Genomic DNA, 16,028 nt, shown 5'->3' with positions numbered 1-16,028 from the left:
ACGCCCCGGTGCGGTCTCACCCTCTCGGCGGCTCCAGGTCGCGCATCTCGGCCTCGGGGTCGCCGCCGAAGCGCGCGTCGAGGCGTTCGGACCAGGTCAGGGGCCAGGCCTGGTGCACGGTCCCGCCCTCGCCCACCATCCCCTCCATGTAGAGGGTCCAGGTCTCGCCTTCGACCGGCAGGGGCAGGACCCGCGGGCATTCGGTGCGCTCCTCGTGCTCCAGCCGGTATCGACCTGTCTGGGGAAAGCCCTCGACCACGCGGGTGACCTCGGCCACGGCGGTCCATGAGCGGTTGGGGCGTTCAGCGGACCGCGACCGGACCTCGACGATGGTGGCGACGGCCACAGTGGAATAGCGGTTATCCATCCATTCGCCGGGCCCGTCGATCGGGCGCATGCAGGCGTGGGCGACGCCGGCCGCGCCGAGGGCGAGGGTCAGGGCGGCGATCGGCGCGATCAGGGCGGCGCGGGTCATGGCCGGGTCTCCGGGGCGTGTCCTTCGGGGCGGAAGGAGAGCACGGGACCCAGGCCGGCGCAGCCCCCGCGCCGCCGATCGTCAGGCTTCGTCAGTGCCCCAGGCCCAGCGGCGGAGCGCCCAGCATCCATACGGCCATGGCGATCATCATCAGGTTCTCGGTCAGGGAGACGAAGCCCAGCGGCACGTTGGAGGAACCGCCGACGCAGGCGCATTTCAGCTCGCGCTTGTCCACGTAAACGGCCTTGAACACCGAGACCGCGCCGATGCCGCCGATGAACAGGGCGACGGGAGCCGACAGCCAGGTCAGGGCGCCGGCCAGCATCAGCACGCCCGCGCCGAGCTCGGCGAAGGGGTAGATGTAGCCGTACGGGACCCAGCGGCGGGCCAGCAGGTCGTAGTTGAGGAACATGGTCGAGAACCGCTCGACGTCCTGCAGCTTGAGCATGGCCAGCAGACTCATGGCCGTGGCGATGAAGGTGGGCAGGACCGAGACGTCGACCGGCGTGCCGAAACGCAGGTAGGCGACCGCCAGGGCGATCAGGGCGGCGACGGCGAAGACCACCAGCACCGGGGTGTAGCTGGTCGCGCCGGGCTCGGGGACCTTCTGGCCGAAGTAGCGGCGCAGGTCGTCGTAGCCGCCGATGCGGACCCCGTCGATGAAGGTCTGGGGCGTGGTCGGGACGCCGTGCTCGGCCTTGAAGGCGTCGGTCTCGGCGCGGGTCTTGAGGTGGTGGTCCTCGATCTCGTAGCCCCTGCGGCGCAGCAGCCAGCGGGCCTTCTGGCCCGACGGACAGAGGTGGTCGGGCATGACCATGCGGTAGAGGACGGCGGTCTTCTGCGGTGCGGACATGGGGGCTTTCTCCTGCTTGCCGATAACGGTCCGCGCCCCATGTAGGGTCCGGACCATGGTACGGAGTCAAGAGATGGGCGAAGCTTCGGGCGGCATGACCATCGCGCGGCTGGCGAAGGCTGGCGGCGTGGGCGTGGAGACGGTGCGCTACTACCAGCGGCGCGGCCTGCTGGAGACGCCGGCGCGGCCGGACGGCCCGGGGTCGGGCGGCGGGGTGCGGCGCTATGGGGCGGAGGACGCCCGGCGGCTGAGGTTCATCCGCTCGGCGCAGGCGGCGGGGTTCACCCTCGAGCAGATCGGCGAACTGCTGGCGCTGGACGCGGGGGAGGACCGCGGGCGGGCGCTGGCGCTGGCGCAGGGCCGGCTGGTCGAGCTGGACGCGCGGATCGCGGACCTTGAGGCGGCGCGGACGGCGCTGCGGCGGCTGGCCGGGGCGTGCGCGGGTGGCGGCAAGGGACCGTGCCCGATCCTGGAGGCGTTCGAGGGGTGAGGCGCTATTCGATCTTCGACCGGTCGGCGCCCAGCCGTTCGGCGTAGAGGTCGAGGGTGCGTTTCCACGCCGGCCGGGCCATGGCGCGGTCGTAGAAGGCCTTCACATTCGGATAGCCGTCCATCAGGTCGGTGTGGCGCAGCTGGCGCAGGACCGAGGCCAGCAGCAGGTCGGCGATGGTGAATTCCTCGGCGGCGATCCAGTCGCGGCCCTCGAGCCTGCGGTTGACGCCGTCGAGCACGCGGCGGGTCCAGCCGGTCAGGAAGGCGCGCACGTCGCCGGGTTCGCCCATGGCCCCCATGTCCATCAGCTTGAGCGGCTGGATCGGGCCCTCGACCGTGGACAGGGCGGCGAGGGTCCACTGGATGACATGGGCGCGGGCCTGCGGGTCGGAGGGGATGAGCTTGCCGGACGTCTCCGCGAGGTAAATCAGGATGGCGGCGGATTCAGACAGGACCAGATCGCCGTCGGTCAGGATGGGGATCTGGTGGAAGGGGCTGAGAGCGGAGAACTCCGGGCCCGCGGTTTCGCCCCCGGTGTGGTCCCAGCCGCGCACCGTATAGGGCAGCCCCATCTCCTCCAGCGCCCACTGGACGCGCAGGTCGCGGGTCAGGCCGTGGGTTACAGGATGGACGCTTCCGAAGGCGTGGAGGGTGATCATGGGGGCAAGCCTATGCCTTCTCCCCTTGGGGGAGAAGGTGGCCCGGAGGGTCGGATGAGGGGGATGGTTGCGTCAAGCTGGCCGCCGGCCGGTCCGGAGCCGCCCTACCCCTCATCCGGACGGCTCCGCCGCCCACCTTCTCCCCCAAGGGGAGAAGGAAGATGTCGCGCGACCGTCTTCTCCAGCGACGCCACCAGCTCCGGCTGCATGAAGTCGTAGTCGTCGGGGATGTCGAGGCAGATGACGCGCTTGCCCTTCAGGTGTTTGCCGAAGCGGCGCTGGAGTTTGGCGCGGTGGGCGCGCTCCATGACGAAGATCAGGTCGGCCCAGGCGAGGTGGTCGGGCGTGACCGGCTCCTCCGCATCGGGCGCCAGGCCGGCGGAGGCGGTCTCGACGCCGGGACGGGAGGCGAAGACCCGCTCGGCCGTGGGGGAGCGGAGGCGGTTGCGGGCGCAGAGGAAGAGGAGGTTGGTCAGGTGAACCTACAGCGGAATATTATCGTGCTTCTTCCACGGGTTCTCCTGCACCTTGTTCTTCAGCGTCCGTAGCGCCCGGATCAGCCGGCGCCGCGTCCCGTGGGGCATGATCACGTCGTCGATGTAGCCCAGGCCCGCCGCCACGAACGGATTGGCGAACCGTTCCTTGTACTCCGCCTCCCGCGCCGCCAGCGCCTCGGGGTCGCCGGCTTCCTTGCGGAAGATGATCTCGACCGCGCCCTTGGCCCCCATCACCGCGATCTCGGCTGAGGGCCAGGCGTAGTTGACGTCGCCGCGCAAGTGTTTGGAGCTCATCACGTCATAGGCGCCGCCATAGGCCTTGCGGGTGATCACCGTCAGCTTGGGCACGGTGGCCTCGGCGTAGGCGAACAGCAGCTTGGCGCCATGCTTGATCAGGCCGCCGTACTCCTGACGGGTGCCGGGCATGAAGCCGGGCACGTCGACGAAGGTGACCAGCGGGATGTCGAAGGCATCGCAGAAGCGCACGAAGCGGGCGGCCTTGCGGCTGGAATCGATGTCGAGGACGCCGGCCAACACCTGCGGCTGGTTGGCGACGACGCCCACCGTCTGGCCGTCGAGGCGGCCGAAGCCGGTGACGATGTTCTTCGCATAGTCCGGGGCGATCTCGAAGAATTCGGCCTCGTCGATCGTCTTCAGGATCAGCTCCTTGATGTCATAGGGCTGGTTCGGATTGGCCGGGACCAGGGTGTCGAGGCTGGGCTCGTCGCGCTCCGGGTCGTCGTAGGAGTCGCGGACCGGGGGCTTCTCGCGGTTCGACAGGGGCAGGAAGCCGATCAGGCGGCGGACCTCCGACAAGGCCTCCAGGTCGTTCTCGAAGGCGCCGTCGGCGACGCCCGACTTGCCGGCGTGGACGCGGGCCCCGCCCAGCTCCTCGTGGGTGACCACCTCGTTGGTGACGGTCTTCACCACGTCCGGGCCGGTGACGTACATGTAGGAGGTGTCCTTCACCATGAAGATGAAGTCGGTCAGGGCCGGGCTGTAGACGTCGCCACCGGCGCAGGGGCCCATGATGACGCTGATCTGGGGGATGACGCCGCTGGCCAGTGTGTTCTGCAGGAAGATGTCGGCATAGCCGGCGAGGCTCTCGACCCCCTCCTGGATGCGGGCGCCGCCGGCGTCGAAGATGCCGATGATCGGGGCCCCGTTGGTCAGGGCCATCTTCTGGATCTTGACGATCTTGGCCGCGTGGGCGCCCGACAGCGAGCCGCCGAAGACGGTGAAATCCTTGGAGAAGACATAGACCAGCCGCCCGCCGATCGTGCCGCGGCCGGTGACCACGCCGTCGCCGGGGATGCGCTGATCCTGCATGCCGAAGTCGTGCGAGCGGTGCTCCACGAACATGTCGGTCTCTTCGAACGAGCCCTCGTCGAGCAGCACCTCGATCCGCTCGCGCGCGGTCAGCTTGCCCTTGGCGTGCTGGCTGGCGATGCGTTTCTCGCCGCCGCCGAGGCGGGCCGCGGCGCGGCGCTGTTCGAGCTGGTCGAGGATGTCTTGCATGGGGGCGTCTCCTTGAGCGCTGGCTTAAGGACGGGCGGGGGCGGAGGCAAGCGCCCCCTCCGCCGCCTTCGGCGCCCCCCTCCCCTGCGGGCTAGCCCGAGAAGCCCTCGCCCAGCGGCGCGGGTGCGATCGTGGCGGCCAGCCGCTGGAGCTCGGCGACATGGGCGGCGAAGGCGGCGCGGCCGGCGGTGGTCAGGGACAGCCAGGTGCGCTGGCGGCCGGCGTGGGCCTGTTTGCGCAGGCGGACGTAGCCCGCTTCCTCCAGTTGCTTGAGATGTTTGGACAGGACCGAGTCGGACACGGCGATGGCGTCGCGGACCATGGCGAATTCGGCCTCGTCCGCCGCCGACAGGATGGCGCAGATCTGAAGCCGGCCGGGCGCGTGGATGACCGGGTCGAACTGCGGCGCCCGGTTCATTCGCCCGCTCCCATCTCCGCCCGGTAGACGCGGCGCCAGACCCGCGAGCCGATCAGGGCGACGGCGAAGGTCAGGACCATGACGGCGAACACGGCGGGGATCAGGGGGAAGTCCGCCGGGGTCAGGTAGCGCAAGGCGACCATGCCCATCATCGCCGCCCCCATGAGCAGGCCCATGCCGATCGCCACCCAACGGGCCCGGCGCGGCGACACGCCGGTGACCCGGACCCCTGTGCGCCGCGTCTCGCGCTGGAAGATCACCGCCAGTCCGGCCACGCCGAGAGCGACGCCGACCATGCTGAACGGCTGGTCGAGCGACTGGGCGCCGACCATGCCGGCGACGAGGCCGGCGTAGGTCAGGTCGTAGCGCCAGCCGTTGCCGGCGACGCGGTCGCGGACGTTGCGGCGCGCCTCGGCGATGGCGGCCAGGGCTTCGGCGGGATCAGGCTGGGGGGTCATGGCGGGCTTCCTCACTTTCCGATGTGGAAAATGATACAAGCTTTCCGTCTTGGCAAGTCAAAACTTTCCGCTTTGGAAAGTTAGCCCTGCAGCGCCCGGAACCACCGGTCGATCAGCACCGCCTCGGCCCGCCGGGCGGCGGTGCGTTCGGCGGCCTCGGCGTCGACGCCCCACTGGCGTTCCTGGAAGGCCTCGTCGAGACGGCTGAGCTCGAAGGCCTCGGCGCCGGAAAGGAGGCCGCGCTGAAGGGCCATGGCGAGGACGGCCGAGCCCAGCAGGGGCGTGGCCATGGCCAGGCCGGTCAGGACAAAGTCGTCGAGGCGCAGGGCCAGTTCGCGGACCCGGGCGATGGCGGCGCGGTCCTGGGCCCGGTGGATGACGCCCTCGACCGGCTGGAGCACCACGCCGAGCTCCAGCGCGGCCCAGTCGCGCCACGGGGTCCATTCACGCGCCTGTTCCTCGGCCAGCGAGGCCGGGTGCTCGGCGAGATAGCAGACGAGGTCCGAACCGGCGAAGGCGGCGATCTCGTCGGCCACCGGCTCGCGGACCTGGCTGACGCGGTCGATGGCGGTCGAGGCCAGGCGGGTCGCCGGCATGGTCGCCGGGTCGAGGAACTCGCCCTGGGCCGCCCATTCGTCAGCGACGAGGCGGGCGGCGGCCTCCGTTGGCAGGACCAGTTGGGCGTGGGCCGGGGTCTTCGGCGTGCGGCCGTCGAGGGTGACGCTCCAGCCCCCCTTCCCCTCAACGACGTCGACGGCCGTCCAGAAGCGCTTGAGGCGCTCCTCGGACTCGCGAAAGCCCTTGCGGGCGGCGACGTTGGGATCAAGGGGCGGGATGTGGCTCATGGCGGGACTCAGGCGGCGCGGGTCATGTCGGCGAAACCGTCCAGCACGACGGTCAATTCGTTGAAGCTCCGGGCCACGTGGCGGGCGCCGGCGGCGAGCTGTTCCTCGACGGTGTGGAACCCCCAGGCGACGCCGAGCGGCAGGACGCCGGCGTTGATCGCCATCTGGATATCGTGGGCGGTGTCGCCGATCATCACGGTCATGGCCGGATCGGCGTCGCAGGCGGCCATGGCGGCGTGGAGCATGGCGGGGTCGGGCTTGCCGGGACCGTCTTCGGCGCAGTGGGATGAAATGAACAGGTCGGCCCAGCCCTCGCGGGCCAGGTTGCGAGCCACGCCGCGGCGGTTCTGGCCCGTGGCGAGGGCGAGACGCCAGCCGTCGCGGTGCAGGCGGCGCAGGGCGGTCATGGCCTCGGGATAGAGCGGCTCCTCGTGGCCCTCGGCGTACATGCGGCTGAAGCTGGCGCGGAAGCCGGCGATGAAGCGGGCGAGGTCGGCGGGGCTCAGGCCCGGCTCAAGCACCGCCATCCCGTGCTCCAGCGTCAGGCCGACGATCTGGCGGACGCGGTCGTAGTCGGGCTCGGGCAGGCCGATGTCGCGCGCGGCCTCGCAGGCGGCGCGGTGGATCGAGGCGCGGCTGTCGACGAGGGTGCCGTCGATGTCGAAAACTGCGAGGGGCCTCACCGTTGCCGCCTCACGCCCTCGAACGGGTCGCTCTCGTTCCCCTCCGCCTCTTCGAAGCCGAAATGGGCGAAGCCGGCCTTCATCTCGGGGCTGAGCGGGGCCTCGACGATCAGCTTGCCGCCGGACGGGTGGTCCAGTTCGATGCGGCGGGCGTGGAGCTGGAGCTTCAGAACGCCGGACAGCTCGCGGGATTTGTCGTCGCCGTACTTCGGATCGCCGAGGATCGGGTGGCCGATGCCGGCCATGTGGGCGCGCAGCTGGTGGGTGCGGCCGGTGAAGGGGCGCAGGGCCATCCAGGAGGCGCGGTGGGCGGCGCGGCTGATGGTGGCGAAGGCGGTCTCGGCCGGTTCGGCGCGGGGGTCCTTGCGGTCGGCCGGACGCATCATCTCGAAGTCGTTGATGCCGGTCTTCTTCAGCGGCATGTCGATCTGGCCGGCGGCGGGCTTGGGGTTGCCTATGACGATGGCCCAGTAGGTCTTCTTCGCCTGGCGCCGGGCGAAGGCGCCGGCCAGCCGCTTGGCCGCCTCGGGCCCCTTGCCGAGCAGCAGGACGCCGGAGGTGTCGCGGTCGAGCCGGTGGACGAGGCGCGGCCGCTCCATCCCCTCGCCCCAGGCCGACAGCAGGCGGTCGACGTGCCGGCTGGTCTTGGTGCCGCCCTGCACCGCCAGGCCGTGGGGCTTGTTGATGGCGATGACCATGTCGTCCTCGTAGAGCACGAGGGATTTGGCGAACTTGATGTCCTGGGGGCTGAGGGTGTGGGCGTCGCCGGCCTGACGCGAGGTGTCGTCGGGGATGGGCGGCACGCGCACGGCGGCCCCGGCGGTCAGACGGCCCTCGGGCTTGATGCGGGCGCCGTCGACGCGGATCTGGCCCGAGCGGGCCATCTTCTGCACCTGGATGTTGGACAGGTGCGGCCAGCGGCGGCGGAACCAGCGGTCCAGCCGGATGCCGTCCTCGGCCTCGGCGACGTAGAGGGTCTGGACCTCGCGCTTGGGAGCGTCGGCGGTCGGCGGGGTCTCGTCGGTCAAAGGGCGGCTCCGAAGGCGCGGCGGGCGACCATCAGGCCGATGAACAGGGCGGCGACCGAAAGGACCACCGAGAGGGCGGCATAGCCCCCGGCCATGGCGAATTGGCGGCGCTCGATCATCAGCGCCGTCTCCAGCGAGAAGGCCGAGAAGGTGGTGAACCCGCCCAGCACGCCGACGGCGGCGAACAGGCGGATCGACTCGCCGTGCGCGCCGCCCCGGAAGGCCAGCCAGCCGGCCAGAAGGCCCATCAGCAGGCCGCCGAGGACGTTCACGGCGAGCGTGCCCCACGGCCAGGTCGAGGCGGGGAACAGGCGGAAAGCCGCGACGCCGACGCCGTAGCGGGCCATGGCCCCGAGGGCCCCTCCGGCCGCGACGATGAGAAGACGTGTCATGATGCGGCGCTTATACTGGACTCGGCGGCAAAACGAAGGAGTCGCGCATGACTGACCTCATCCTCGCTATTCTTCACCACGTCGCCGTGTTCGCCCTCGTCGCCACCCTGGCGATGGAGGGGGTGATGCTCAGGGCCCCCAGCGTCGACGTCGGGCGGCTGGCGCGGCTGGACGCGCGGTTCGGCATGACGGCGATGCTGGTGATCGTCATCGGCGTCAGCCGGGTGATCTGGGGCGGCAAGGGCTGGGCCTTCTATGCGGAGAACCCGTTCTTCTGGGGCAAGATGGCGTGTTTCGTCGCCATCGGCCTGTTGTCGATCGGCCCGACCGTGATGTTCCTCAAGTGGCGCAAGGCGGCGGCCGCCGACGCCGGCTTCGCGCCTCCGGCGGACCAGCTGAAGCGGGCGCGGCTGCTGGTCGGCTTCCAGGCCCTGCTGCTCGTCCCGCTGCTGGCCTTCGCGGCGGCCATGGCGCGCTGGCCGTTCTGACCGAAACTTCACTTGCCGGGCCCTACGGTTAACAGCGATATCTGGAGCCGACGGCGCGGCTTCGCGTCGTGAGAGAACGGCGTCGGTCCGGCGGAGCGATCTGCTAGGCTGGCGGCCGATCACAAGGACCGCCGGACGCGCCATGTCGCACGACGAACTCAGCCACGCCGCCCACCACGCTTCCGCGGACGCGCCGCACGACGGCGGCCACGGCGGCCGGGGCCATGACGCCCGCGTCGGCGATCCGTTGAGCTCGGGGGCCAATCCGCCGCCGCCGGGCGCGGCCGACCACGCCGACCGGGCCCCGCCCCCGGCCGGACCGCCGCGCGGGCTGGGGCCGTCGCGCTCGGACGAGGGCATCACCCGGCCGATCGGCGACAGCGACTATTTCTCGACCGACCCGGCGGTGGTGGCCAATATCTCGGCGCATATCGACGAGTATTTCAACCAGCCGCTGGACATCTTCCCCTTCTGGGAGACCGAGGGGAAACCCGACCGTTTCCACGTGCTGTTCGCGCGCCAGATCGAAGAGCGGTTCCCGGCCGAACAGGACATCCGCAGCCGCATCCACGCCTATGGGCGCGGGGTGTTCAGGGCGCTGTGCGTGCACGTCGCGGTCAAGCGGCTGAACCAGGCGCTGGCGCTGGCCGGGCTGCTGCTGCTGGCCACCTTCGGCCCGACCCTGTTCGCGCAATGGACCGGAACCGACGCCATGGGGCTGGCGCTGGCCGGCGGCGGCATGCTGCTGGTGCTGGGGGCGTTCTGGGGGCTGAACGCCATCCTGTTCATCCAGTACCGCTTCCAGCTGGAGAACGACTCCTACGAGCTGTCGCGCGAGATCGTGCAGCGGACGCGCGAGATCCAGAACCTGTTCACCAACGCCCGCGCCCTGTCGGACCAGGCCGAGACCCAGTTCCAGCAGGACGGCAAGGGCTGGGGCCAGAGAGCCATGTTCCTGACCCGGCTGACCATGTGGCTGGGCGCGCGCATGGAATACCTCGAAAAGCACGTGCAGATGGAGCTGTGGCGGGTGCGGCGCGAGCGCTACTGGATGCGCTGGTTCTCCCGGCTGGTGACGCCGCTGGTGCTGCTGGTCTGGCTCGCGGTGTTCGCGCTGGAGCCCGCGCCGGAGGGGCGAGAGGCGGCGTTCCGGGGGCTGCAGGCCGGGGCCGTGCTGATCGGCCTGTTGGTGACCTGGCTGTCGTATTTCCGCTGGCAGACGCCGGTGACGGCGATCCAGGACAAGCTCGGCGTCGACGGCTGGGTCCGCTACGCCTCGCTGGACGTCGACAACGCGGTCGGAGAGCAGGTGCGGCGCGACAAGGAGCGGCTGGTCGAATACCGGGCCCTGACGCGCGGCGGGCGGTAGGCCCTACTCGGCCGTGGTCGGGTCGATGGTGGCCCGGACGACCGAGATGCTGTTGGCGGGGAAGCCCGCGATCTCGGCGTGGCGCCGGATCAGGTCCTCATTCGGGGCCCGATAGACGCAGTAGATCTTGTCGTCGGTGACGTAGCTGTGGACCCACTGCACTTCCGGCAGGTCGCGCAGGACGTTGCAGGACCCCTGGGACGCGCCCTTGAGGTCGGCGGGGGTCAAGCGGCCGACGCCGGGCATGTCCCGTTCGATCACGAACTGCGGCATGGTCTTTTACTCCCATCCTGTTCACGAAACAGTGCTCGCTCACGGGAGAGGAGTCCAGTCGCCGGTTGGAGGAGCGGCCGCTCTACGCCCGCCAGCCCAGGCTGTCCCGCACGTCGCTGGCGTCATAGGCGTTGGGCCGGTCGGGGCGCTCGCCGTTCCCCATCACCACCTCGAGCGTGGTCGAGGTCGGCGACGGGCCGCTGAAGTTGAGGCCGACGCCCACGCCGACGCCCGAGCTGCGATAGCCGCCATAGCGGCCGCCGTAGCTGCTGGAGCCGTAGCCGACGCCGACGCTGGGGCGCACGCCGCCGGCGCTGTCGGGGCGGCCGTCAGTCCAGCGCTGGGTCACCTCGAACCAGTCGTAGCCTTGGGCGAGGGTCAGCTCGGCGGCCCGCAGCAGGGCGTAGTCGGCGACGGGACCGGGATGGCCGACGCCGTTGTAGGTGACGCGGAAGCGGTTGGATTCGATCCGCTGCTCGACATAGCCCTGCCCGCCCGCTCCCACCTGCGGCCCGTAGGGGGCGAGGCTGGCGCAGGCCGACAACGCCAGGCCGGCGGCGGCGATCAGGGGCAGGGTCAGGCGGTTCATGGCGGGGCTCCGGTAGTTCCGAACAAAAAGCGCGTCATGGGCGCCGTTCGTTCCGTTTTCCGATCAGAGCCCTGCGGCCGCCTTCAGCGCCTCGAAATCCTCGGGCGGCGGCGCCTCGACCGTGCGGTCGCCGCCTTCGGGGTGGGGGAAGGTCAGTTTGGCGGCGTGCAGCATCAGGCGCGGCGCGGCGCGGCCGGCGAAGGTCAGGGCGCCGCCGTAGCGGGGATCGCCGACGAGGGGGCGGCGGATGTGCGCCATGTGGACGCGCAGCTGGTGCATCCGCCCGGTCAGCGGCTCCAGCTCGACCAGGGCCCCGTCCTCTGACGCCGACAGGGTGCGGTAGCGGCTCTGCGAGCCCTGCGCGCCGGGCGCGTCGAAGGCGCAGACACGCATGTAGCTCTCGCGGCCGATCTCCTGACGGACCAGCGGGGCGTCGATCGTGCCCGAAGGGGGCTCCGGCGCGGCGGAGACGAGGGCCAGATAGGTCTTGCGGAAACGGCGCATCTGCAGCGCCTTGCCGAGGAAGCCGGCGGCCGGCTTGGTCTTGGCGGCGAGGATGACGCCCGAGGTGTCGCGGTCGAGCCGGTGCACCAGCTCCGGCCGCTTGCCGTTGGAGCGCATGAAGGCCCACAGCAGGTCGTCGAGGGTGTGCGCCTTGATCCGCCCGCCCTGGCTGGACAGGCCGGCCGGCTTGTTGAGGACGAGCACGTGCGGGTCCTCGTGGATGACCCACGAGCGGACGGCGGCGATCTCTTCGTCGGAGAGGGATACGGGGGAGCGGTCGGTCACCGCGCGTGCTTACGCGAACCGCCCTCCCCCGTCAGCCCATCAGCGCAGAACGCCCTTTTTCGCCATGGTCCAGGCATACCAGAGCAGGAAGACGGCGACCGCCGTGATCACCCACGGCATGTATGTCATCATCGCCATCTCAGCCGGCAGAGCCGGCATCGGATTGACGAACTGGCCGTAAATCAGGCTGACCACGGCCCCGATCAGCGACAGACCGAAGGCCCAGACGGCAAGGCGATTGCGCAGCAGCAACAGGATCGAGCCCGCCACCGCGCCCCACACGCCCAAGGTCCAAGGCACATACATCCAGCCAGGCATGGCGTTGAAGTAATCGATCATCGCCTGATCGAAACCCGAGGCGCGGAAGTAGGCTTCGCCCTGCGTGGTCGTCATGATGAAGTCGTAACCGCCGTAGCCGCTCCACAGCAGGCTCAGCACGCCAACCGCCCACAGGTGCCAGGGCGTGGCGGTGGTCATTCTCGTGGTGGTGTCAGTCATTGAAACCCCTCCCAAGGTCCATCAACGACGGAAGCTTGGCGGGGAATCGGTCGCGGAACAATGATCAGCGATCAGTCAGCCCCGCCCTCGCCCTGCATCCCCGCCCGCAGCGCCGCCCAACGCTCGAGCCGCTCCCTGACCTTCGCCTCGTGGCCCTCACCCTTCGGCGCGTAGAAGGTCCGGCGCTCCATGCCGTCGGGGAAGAAGTTCGCGCCGGAGAAGCCTTCGGGCGTCGACGGATCGTACTGGTAGCCCTTGCCGTAGCCGAGCGACTTCATCAGCTTGGTCGGGGCGTTGCGGATGTGGGCGGGGGGCATGAGCGAGCCGGTCTCGGCCGCCGCTCGCTTCGCCGCCTTGAAGGCTTCGTAGACGGCGACGGACTTGGGCGCGGTGGCGAGGTGGACCACCGCCTGGGCCAGGGCCAGTTCTCCCTCGGGAGAGCCCAGGAAGTCGTAGGTGTCCTTCGCCGCATTGGCCACGAGGATCGACAGGGGATCGGCCTCGCCGATGTCCTCGACCGCCATGCGCACGATGCGGCGCGCCAGATAGAGCGGATCCTCGCCGCCGTTCAGCATGCGGGCCAGCCAGTAGAGGGCCGCATCCGGATCAGAGCCGCGAACCGATTTATGCAGCGCAGATATGAGGTTATAGTGTTCTTCTCTGCTCTTGTCGTAAGCGGGCGCGCGCTTCTGCAGGATGCCGGCGAGGGCCTGGACGTCGAGCGGTTCCGTCGCGGTCAGGTCGAACAGCACCTCGGACATGGTCAGCAGATAACGGCCGTCGCCATCGGCCAGGGCGAGCATGGCGTCACGCGCTTCCGGGGTCAGCGGCAGGGTCTTGCCCTCCTGCGCCTCGGCCCGGATCAATAGTTGATTCAACGCCTCGTCATCGAGCCGTTTCAGCACATAGACCTGGGCCCGGGACAGCAGGGCGCCGTTCAATTCGAACGACGGGTTCTCCGTGGTGGCCCCGACGAGGGTGACGACGCCCTCCTCGACGAAGGGCAGGAAGCCGTCCTGCTGGGCGCGGTTGAAGCGATGAATCTCGTCGACGAACAGCAGGGTCGACTGGCCGGCGGCGCGGCGCATCCGGGCCGCCTCGAAGGCCTTCTTGAGGTCGGCGACGCCGGAGAAGACGGCGCTGATCTGCTGGAACTGGTAGCCGGCGGCCTGGGCCAGCAGGCGGGCGATGGTGGTCTTGCCGGTGCCGGGCGGCCCCCACAGGATCATCGAGCCGAGCCGTCCGGCCTCGACCATGCGCCGGATCGGTCCGCCCTCGCCGAGCAGATGATCCTGTCCCACCACCTCGTCGAGCGTGCGCGGCCGCAGCCGGTCGGCCAGCGGGGCGTCGGGGGGATGGATGCCGGAGGCTTCGAACAGGTCGGTCATGCGGGGCCAGAGATAGGCGTTACCGTCGCCGTTTTCACGCGTTACTATGACCCGCTCAACGGAGACCGCGCCATGGCCGACGATCACAACGCCCAGGGACCGACCACGGGCGTCGCGCCGCACCTGACCATTCCGTCGCGCGGCGGACAGGCGGCGATCGAATTCTACACCAAGGCCTTCGGGGCCGAAGAGCTGATCCGCCACATGGCGGAGGACGGCGAACGGCTGATGCACGCCCACCTGCGCATCAACGGCGGCAGTGTGCTGCTCAACGACGAGTTCCCGGAATACGGCGGCGAGCAGGACATCGCGCCCAAGGGCGTGACCTTGCATCTGCAGGTCGACGACGCTGACGAATGGTGGAACCGCGCCATGCTGGCGGGGGCGGTGCCCGTATTCCCGCTGGCCGACCAGTTCTGGGGCGACCGCTATGGCCAGTTGAAGGATCCCTTCGGCCACAGCTGGTCGATCGGGAGCCCGATCAAGACGAAATAGCATGGCCTATGTCCCGCCCGACCCGCCGGTCACGCCTTATCTGATGGTGGGCAACGGGCACCGGGCCCTGGACTGGTATGTCCGGGCCTTCGGGGCCCGCGAGGTCGACCGCTACGACATGGAGGACGGCCGCCTGGGGCACGCCATGCTGACCCTGGCCAACGGCGGCTCGATCTATGTCGCCGACGAGTTTCCCGAGATGATCGAAACGATCGGAACCCTGGCCCCGGACAGCCTGGGCGGCACGACGGTCACGGTGGCGCTCGCGGTTCCCGATGTCGACGCCTGGATGGCGCGGGCGCGGGCCGAGGGGGCGGTGGCGATTCGCGAGGCGGTGGACGAATTCTACGGCCGGCACGCCAAGCTGCGCGACCCGTTCGGCCACGTCTGGTCGCTGACCGGGCCGAAGCGGGATGAGGGTTAGCGGATCACCCCGGCGATGCGCCGCCCGCGCCGTTCGATGACCACCTCGGAGCCGCGGCCCACGTCCGCCAACTGTTGTGCCGCGGTCACCGCGCGGCCGTTGACCGACAGGATGATGTCCCCGCCCTGCAACCCGGCCCGGCTGGCGTAGCTGCCGCGCTGGACCCGTCCAACGATGACGCCCGTCGCGAAGGGATCGCCGCCGAGGCTGTCGGCCAGCGCCGGATTGAGCGCCAGCACCTGGGCGCCCGACAGGACGCCGGCCCGGACAACGGTGGCCTTGTCCACATCCGCGTCGCCCGGAAGCGGCTGCACCCGCGCGTTGAGCGTCTCCGGCCGGCCGTCGCGCAGCACGCCGACCTGCACCGTGTCGTTCGGCTCACGCGTGCCGACGCGGAAATTGAGCCCGCCCTGATCGTTCACCTCGGCCCCGTCGATGGCGGTGATGACGTCGCCCTGTCGCACGCCGGCGCGGGCGGCGGGGCCGCCCGGATAAACGTCGGTGACCACCAGCCCCTGCGGCCGGTCGAGGCCGAGGCTGCGGGCGATATCGGCGCTGACCGTCTCGCCTTTCACGCCCAACCACGGCCGGACCACGGCGGTGGCGCCGCCGACGGCGGACTCGACCACGCGCCGGACCATGGTCGCCGGCACCGCGAAGCCCACGCCGGACGACGAGCCCGAGCGCGAGAAGATCGCCGTGTTGATGCCGATCAGGTCGCCGTCCATGTCGACCAGCGCCCCGCCCGAATTGCCGGGATTGATGGGCGCGTCGGTCTGGATGAAGGAGCCGCTGTCGGAGATGCCGGTCTCGGTGCGGTTCAGGGCCGAGATGATGCCGTTGGTCACCGTCTGGCCGACCCCGAACGGGTTGCCGATGGCCAGCACCAGATCGCCGACCTGCTGTTCCTCCTGATCGTCGATGTTCAGGGTCGGCAGGCGCTCCTGCACCCCTTCCAGCTGCAGCACGGCGATGTCGGAGCGCGGGTCGGCCAGCACCACCCGGGCCGAGAATTCCCGCCGGTCGTTCAGGGTGACGCGGATCTGCTGCATGCCCTCGATGACATGGTTGTTGGTCACAACCACCCCGTCGGGCCGCACGATGACGCCCGAGCCGACCGAGCCGACCCGCTGGGTCTGGGGGCCGAAGCCGAACCTCGAGAAGAACGGGTCCTGCACCCGCTGGACCCCGACGGCCGAGATGTTGACCACGGCGGGGGCCGTCTCGCGGACCACGGGCGCGAAGCTGGCCTTCATGGTCATGACGTCGGTGGGCGTCACCCGGTTGTCGGCGAAGACGCCGTCCTGGGCGCGGGTGTCGTTCGGCTGGCCACAGGCGGCGAGAGCGAGGGCGGCGGCGATCGCGAGCGTGCTGGTTCTCATCATGATCCGGCTGAC

General features: G+C 70.1%; 22 protein-coding genes. 5 read left to right on the top strand and 17 right to left on the bottom strand.

The genetic code is table 11. From position 1 onward, the window contains the following. Positions 1-16: 16 nt before the first annotated feature. Positions 17-475, bottom strand: coding sequence for a hypothetical protein (locus tag ACSQ1L_RS00315; RefSeq protein ID WP_435990820.1), 459 nt, complete (start codon positions 473-475; stop codon positions 17-19). 91 nt (positions 476-566) lie between these two features. Then, complete coding sequence (locus ACSQ1L_RS00310) at positions 567-1,328, bottom strand: MauE/DoxX family redox-associated membrane protein (protein ID WP_435990818.1); 762 nt, start codon at positions 1,326-1,328, stop codon at positions 567-569. Positions 1,329-1,401: 73 nt separating this feature from the next. Here ACSQ1L_RS00310 and ACSQ1L_RS00305 point away from each other — a divergent pair, with 73 nt between their 5' ends. Then, positions 1,402-1,818: a MerR family DNA-binding protein gene (locus tag ACSQ1L_RS00305; RefSeq protein WP_435990816.1), complete on the top strand. Its 417-nt coding sequence runs from the start codon at positions 1,402-1,404 to the stop codon at positions 1,816-1,818. 4 nt (positions 1,819-1,822) lie between these two features. On the opposite strand, the gene ACSQ1L_RS00300 is transcribed toward ACSQ1L_RS00305, so the two are convergent. From ACSQ1L_RS00300 to crcB, 9 genes are all read right to left on the bottom strand, one after another. Beyond that, complete coding sequence (locus ACSQ1L_RS00300) at positions 1,823-2,479, bottom strand: glutathione S-transferase family protein (RefSeq protein WP_435990814.1); 657 nt, start codon at positions 2,477-2,479, stop codon at positions 1,823-1,825. 104 nt (positions 2,480-2,583) lie between these two features. After that, positions 2,584-2,787 (bottom strand): hypothetical protein, encoded by a 204-nt coding sequence (locus ACSQ1L_RS00295; RefSeq protein WP_435990812.1) that lies wholly within the window; start codon positions 2,785-2,787, stop codon positions 2,584-2,586. Positions 2,788-2,961: 174 nt separating this feature from the next. Then, positions 2,962-4,494 (bottom strand): acyl-CoA carboxylase subunit beta, encoded by a 1,533-nt coding sequence (locus tag ACSQ1L_RS00290; RefSeq protein ID WP_435990810.1) that lies wholly within the window; start codon positions 4,492-4,494, stop codon positions 2,962-2,964. Positions 4,495-4,585: 91 nt separating this feature from the next. Beyond that, on the bottom strand, positions 4,586-4,912 hold the full coding sequence (locus ACSQ1L_RS00285; protein WP_435990808.1) for a transcriptional regulator: 327 nt from the start codon (positions 4,910-4,912) through the stop codon (positions 4,586-4,588). Continuing rightward, positions 4,909-5,370 (bottom strand): hypothetical protein, encoded by a 462-nt coding sequence (locus tag ACSQ1L_RS00280; protein WP_435990806.1) that lies wholly within the window; start codon positions 5,368-5,370, stop codon positions 4,909-4,911. The genes ACSQ1L_RS00285 and ACSQ1L_RS00280 overlap by 4 nt, the downstream gene beginning before the upstream one ends. Positions 5,371-5,450: 80 nt before the next feature. Further along, positions 5,451-6,215 carry an ATP12 family chaperone protein gene (locus ACSQ1L_RS00275; protein ID WP_435990804.1) on the bottom strand — a complete coding sequence of 255 codons (765 nt, stop codon included), beginning with the start codon at positions 6,213-6,215 and terminating at the stop codon, positions 5,451-5,453. Between the two features lie 8 nt (positions 6,216-6,223). Further along, positions 6,224-6,898 (bottom strand): HAD-IA family hydrolase, encoded by a 675-nt coding sequence (locus ACSQ1L_RS00270; protein ID WP_435990802.1) that lies wholly within the window; start codon positions 6,896-6,898, stop codon positions 6,224-6,226. After that, positions 6,895-7,926, bottom strand: coding sequence for an RluA family pseudouridine synthase (locus ACSQ1L_RS00265; RefSeq protein ID WP_435990800.1), 1,032 nt, complete (start codon positions 7,924-7,926; stop codon positions 6,895-6,897). The genes ACSQ1L_RS00270 and ACSQ1L_RS00265 overlap by 4 nt, the downstream gene beginning before the upstream one ends. Next, entirely contained in the window at positions 7,923-8,318 is a 396-nt protein-coding gene (gene crcB / locus ACSQ1L_RS00260; RefSeq protein ID WP_435990798.1) for a fluoride efflux transporter CrcB, read from the bottom strand. Before crcB ends, ACSQ1L_RS00265 begins: the two co-directional genes overlap by 4 nt. A gap of 47 nt (positions 8,319-8,365) precedes the next feature. On the opposite strand from crcB, the gene ACSQ1L_RS00255 reads away from it, so the two are divergent. Together ACSQ1L_RS00255 and ACSQ1L_RS00250 are read left to right on the top strand one after the other, a co-directional pair. Beyond that, on the top strand, positions 8,366-8,806 hold the full coding sequence (locus ACSQ1L_RS00255) for a DUF2214 family protein (RefSeq protein ID WP_435990796.1): 441 nt from the start codon (positions 8,366-8,368) through the stop codon (positions 8,804-8,806). Positions 8,807-8,948: 142 nt separating this feature from the next. Further along, positions 8,949-10,175 carry a hypothetical protein gene (locus ACSQ1L_RS00250; RefSeq protein ID WP_435990794.1) on the top strand — a complete coding sequence of 409 codons (1,227 nt, stop codon included), beginning with the start codon at positions 8,949-8,951 and terminating at the stop codon, positions 10,173-10,175. A gap of 3 nt (positions 10,176-10,178) precedes the next feature. On the opposite strand, the gene ACSQ1L_RS00245 is transcribed toward ACSQ1L_RS00250, so the two are convergent. From ACSQ1L_RS00245 to ACSQ1L_RS00225, 5 genes are all read right to left on the bottom strand, one after another. After that, positions 10,179-10,448 carry a DUF4242 domain-containing protein gene (locus ACSQ1L_RS00245; protein ID WP_435990792.1) on the bottom strand — a complete coding sequence of 90 codons (270 nt, stop codon included), beginning with the start codon at positions 10,446-10,448 and terminating at the stop codon, positions 10,179-10,181. Between the two features lie 82 nt (positions 10,449-10,530). Then, positions 10,531-11,037 (bottom strand): CC0125/CC1285 family lipoprotein, encoded by a 507-nt coding sequence (locus ACSQ1L_RS00240; RefSeq protein ID WP_435990790.1) that lies wholly within the window; start codon positions 11,035-11,037, stop codon positions 10,531-10,533. A gap of 63 nt (positions 11,038-11,100) precedes the next feature. Next, positions 11,101-11,826, bottom strand: coding sequence for an RluA family pseudouridine synthase (locus ACSQ1L_RS00235; RefSeq protein WP_435990788.1), 726 nt, complete (start codon positions 11,824-11,826; stop codon positions 11,101-11,103). A gap of 39 nt (positions 11,827-11,865) precedes the next feature. After that, positions 11,866-12,324, bottom strand: a complete 459-nt coding sequence (locus ACSQ1L_RS00230) for a hypothetical protein (RefSeq protein WP_435990786.1) — start codon at positions 12,322-12,324, stop codon at positions 11,866-11,868. 71 nt (positions 12,325-12,395) lie between these two features. Further along, positions 12,396-13,712, bottom strand: coding sequence for a replication-associated recombination protein A (locus ACSQ1L_RS00225; RefSeq protein WP_435990784.1), 1,317 nt, complete (start codon positions 13,710-13,712; stop codon positions 12,396-12,398). Between the two features lie 72 nt (positions 13,713-13,784). Here ACSQ1L_RS00225 and ACSQ1L_RS00220 point away from each other — a divergent pair, with 72 nt between their 5' ends. Then, positions 13,785-14,207 (top strand): VOC family protein, encoded by a 423-nt coding sequence (locus ACSQ1L_RS00220; RefSeq protein WP_435990782.1) that lies wholly within the window; start codon positions 13,785-13,787, stop codon positions 14,205-14,207. A gap of 1 nt (position 14,208) precedes the next feature. Continuing rightward, a complete protein-coding gene (locus ACSQ1L_RS00215; protein WP_435990780.1) occupies positions 14,209-14,631 on the top strand; it encodes a VOC family protein in 423 nt (140 codons plus the stop codon). Here ACSQ1L_RS00215 and ACSQ1L_RS00210 read toward each other — a convergent pair. Continuing rightward, positions 14,628-16,013, bottom strand: a complete 1,386-nt coding sequence (locus tag ACSQ1L_RS00210) for a Do family serine endopeptidase (protein WP_435992471.1) — start codon at positions 16,011-16,013, stop codon at positions 14,628-14,630. The two genes, ACSQ1L_RS00215 and ACSQ1L_RS00210, sit on opposite strands and share 4 nt — an antisense overlap. Positions 16,014-16,028 lie beyond the last annotated feature (15 nt).

It is taken from the genome of Brevundimonas sp. LjRoot202, assembly GCF_964253355.1.
Lineage (GTDB): Bacteria > Pseudomonadota > Alphaproteobacteria > Caulobacterales > Caulobacteraceae > Brevundimonas.
This window is presented reverse-complemented; position numbering and strand designations above follow the sequence as displayed.

Coding starts and splice junctions, on each gene's coding strand:
- ACSQ1L_RS00315 (WP_435990820.1), bottom strand. CDS start 475: ATGACCCGCGCCGCCCTGATCGCGCCGATCGCCGCCCTGACCCTCGCC.
- ACSQ1L_RS00310 (WP_435990818.1), bottom strand. CDS start 1,328: ATGTCCGCACCGCAGAAGACCGCCGTCCTCTACCGCATGGTCATGCCC.
- ACSQ1L_RS00305 (WP_435990816.1), top strand. CDS start 1,402: ATGGGCGAAGCTTCGGGCGGCATGACCATCGCGCGGCTGGCGAAGGCT.
- ACSQ1L_RS00300 (WP_435990814.1), bottom strand. CDS start 2,479: ATGATCACCCTCCACGCCTTCGGAAGCGTCCATCCTGTAACCCACGGC.
- ACSQ1L_RS00295 (WP_435990812.1), bottom strand. CDS start 2,787: ATGGAGCGCGCCCACCGCGCCAAACTCCAGCGCCGCTTCGGCAAACAC.
- ACSQ1L_RS00290 (WP_435990810.1), bottom strand. CDS start 4,494: ATGCAAGACATCCTCGACCAGCTCGAACAGCGCCGCGCCGCGGCCCGC.
- ACSQ1L_RS00285 (WP_435990808.1), bottom strand. CDS start 4,912: ATGAACCGGGCGCCGCAGTTCGACCCGGTCATCCACGCGCCCGGCCGG.
- ACSQ1L_RS00280 (WP_435990806.1), bottom strand. CDS start 5,370: ATGACCCCCCAGCCTGATCCCGCCGAAGCCCTGGCCGCCATCGCCGAG.
- ACSQ1L_RS00275 (WP_435990804.1), bottom strand. CDS start 6,215: ATGAGCCACATCCCGCCCCTTGATCCCAACGTCGCCGCCCGCAAGGGC.
- crcB (WP_435990798.1), bottom strand. CDS start 8,318: ATGACACGTCTTCTCATCGTCGCGGCCGGAGGGGCCCTCGGGGCCATG.
- ACSQ1L_RS00255 (WP_435990796.1), top strand. CDS start 8,366: ATGACTGACCTCATCCTCGCTATTCTTCACCACGTCGCCGTGTTCGCC.
- ACSQ1L_RS00250 (WP_435990794.1), top strand. CDS start 8,949: ATGTCGCACGACGAACTCAGCCACGCCGCCCACCACGCTTCCGCGGAC.
- ACSQ1L_RS00245 (WP_435990792.1), bottom strand. CDS start 10,448: ATGCCGCAGTTCGTGATCGAACGGGACATGCCCGGCGTCGGCCGCTTG.
- ACSQ1L_RS00240 (WP_435990790.1), bottom strand. CDS start 11,037: ATGAACCGCCTGACCCTGCCCCTGATCGCCGCCGCCGGCCTGGCGTTG.
- ACSQ1L_RS00230 (WP_435990786.1), bottom strand. CDS start 12,324: ATGACTGACACCACCACGAGAATGACCACCGCCACGCCCTGGCACCTG.
- ACSQ1L_RS00225 (WP_435990784.1), bottom strand. CDS start 13,712: ATGACCGACCTGTTCGAAGCCTCCGGCATCCATCCCCCCGACGCCCCG.
- ACSQ1L_RS00220 (WP_435990782.1), top strand. CDS start 13,785: ATGGCCGACGATCACAACGCCCAGGGACCGACCACGGGCGTCGCGCCG.
- ACSQ1L_RS00215 (WP_435990780.1), top strand. CDS start 14,209: ATGGCCTATGTCCCGCCCGACCCGCCGGTCACGCCTTATCTGATGGTG.
- ACSQ1L_RS00210 (WP_435992471.1), bottom strand. CDS start 16,013: ATGAGAACCAGCACGCTCGCGATCGCCGCCGCCCTCGCTCTCGCCGCC.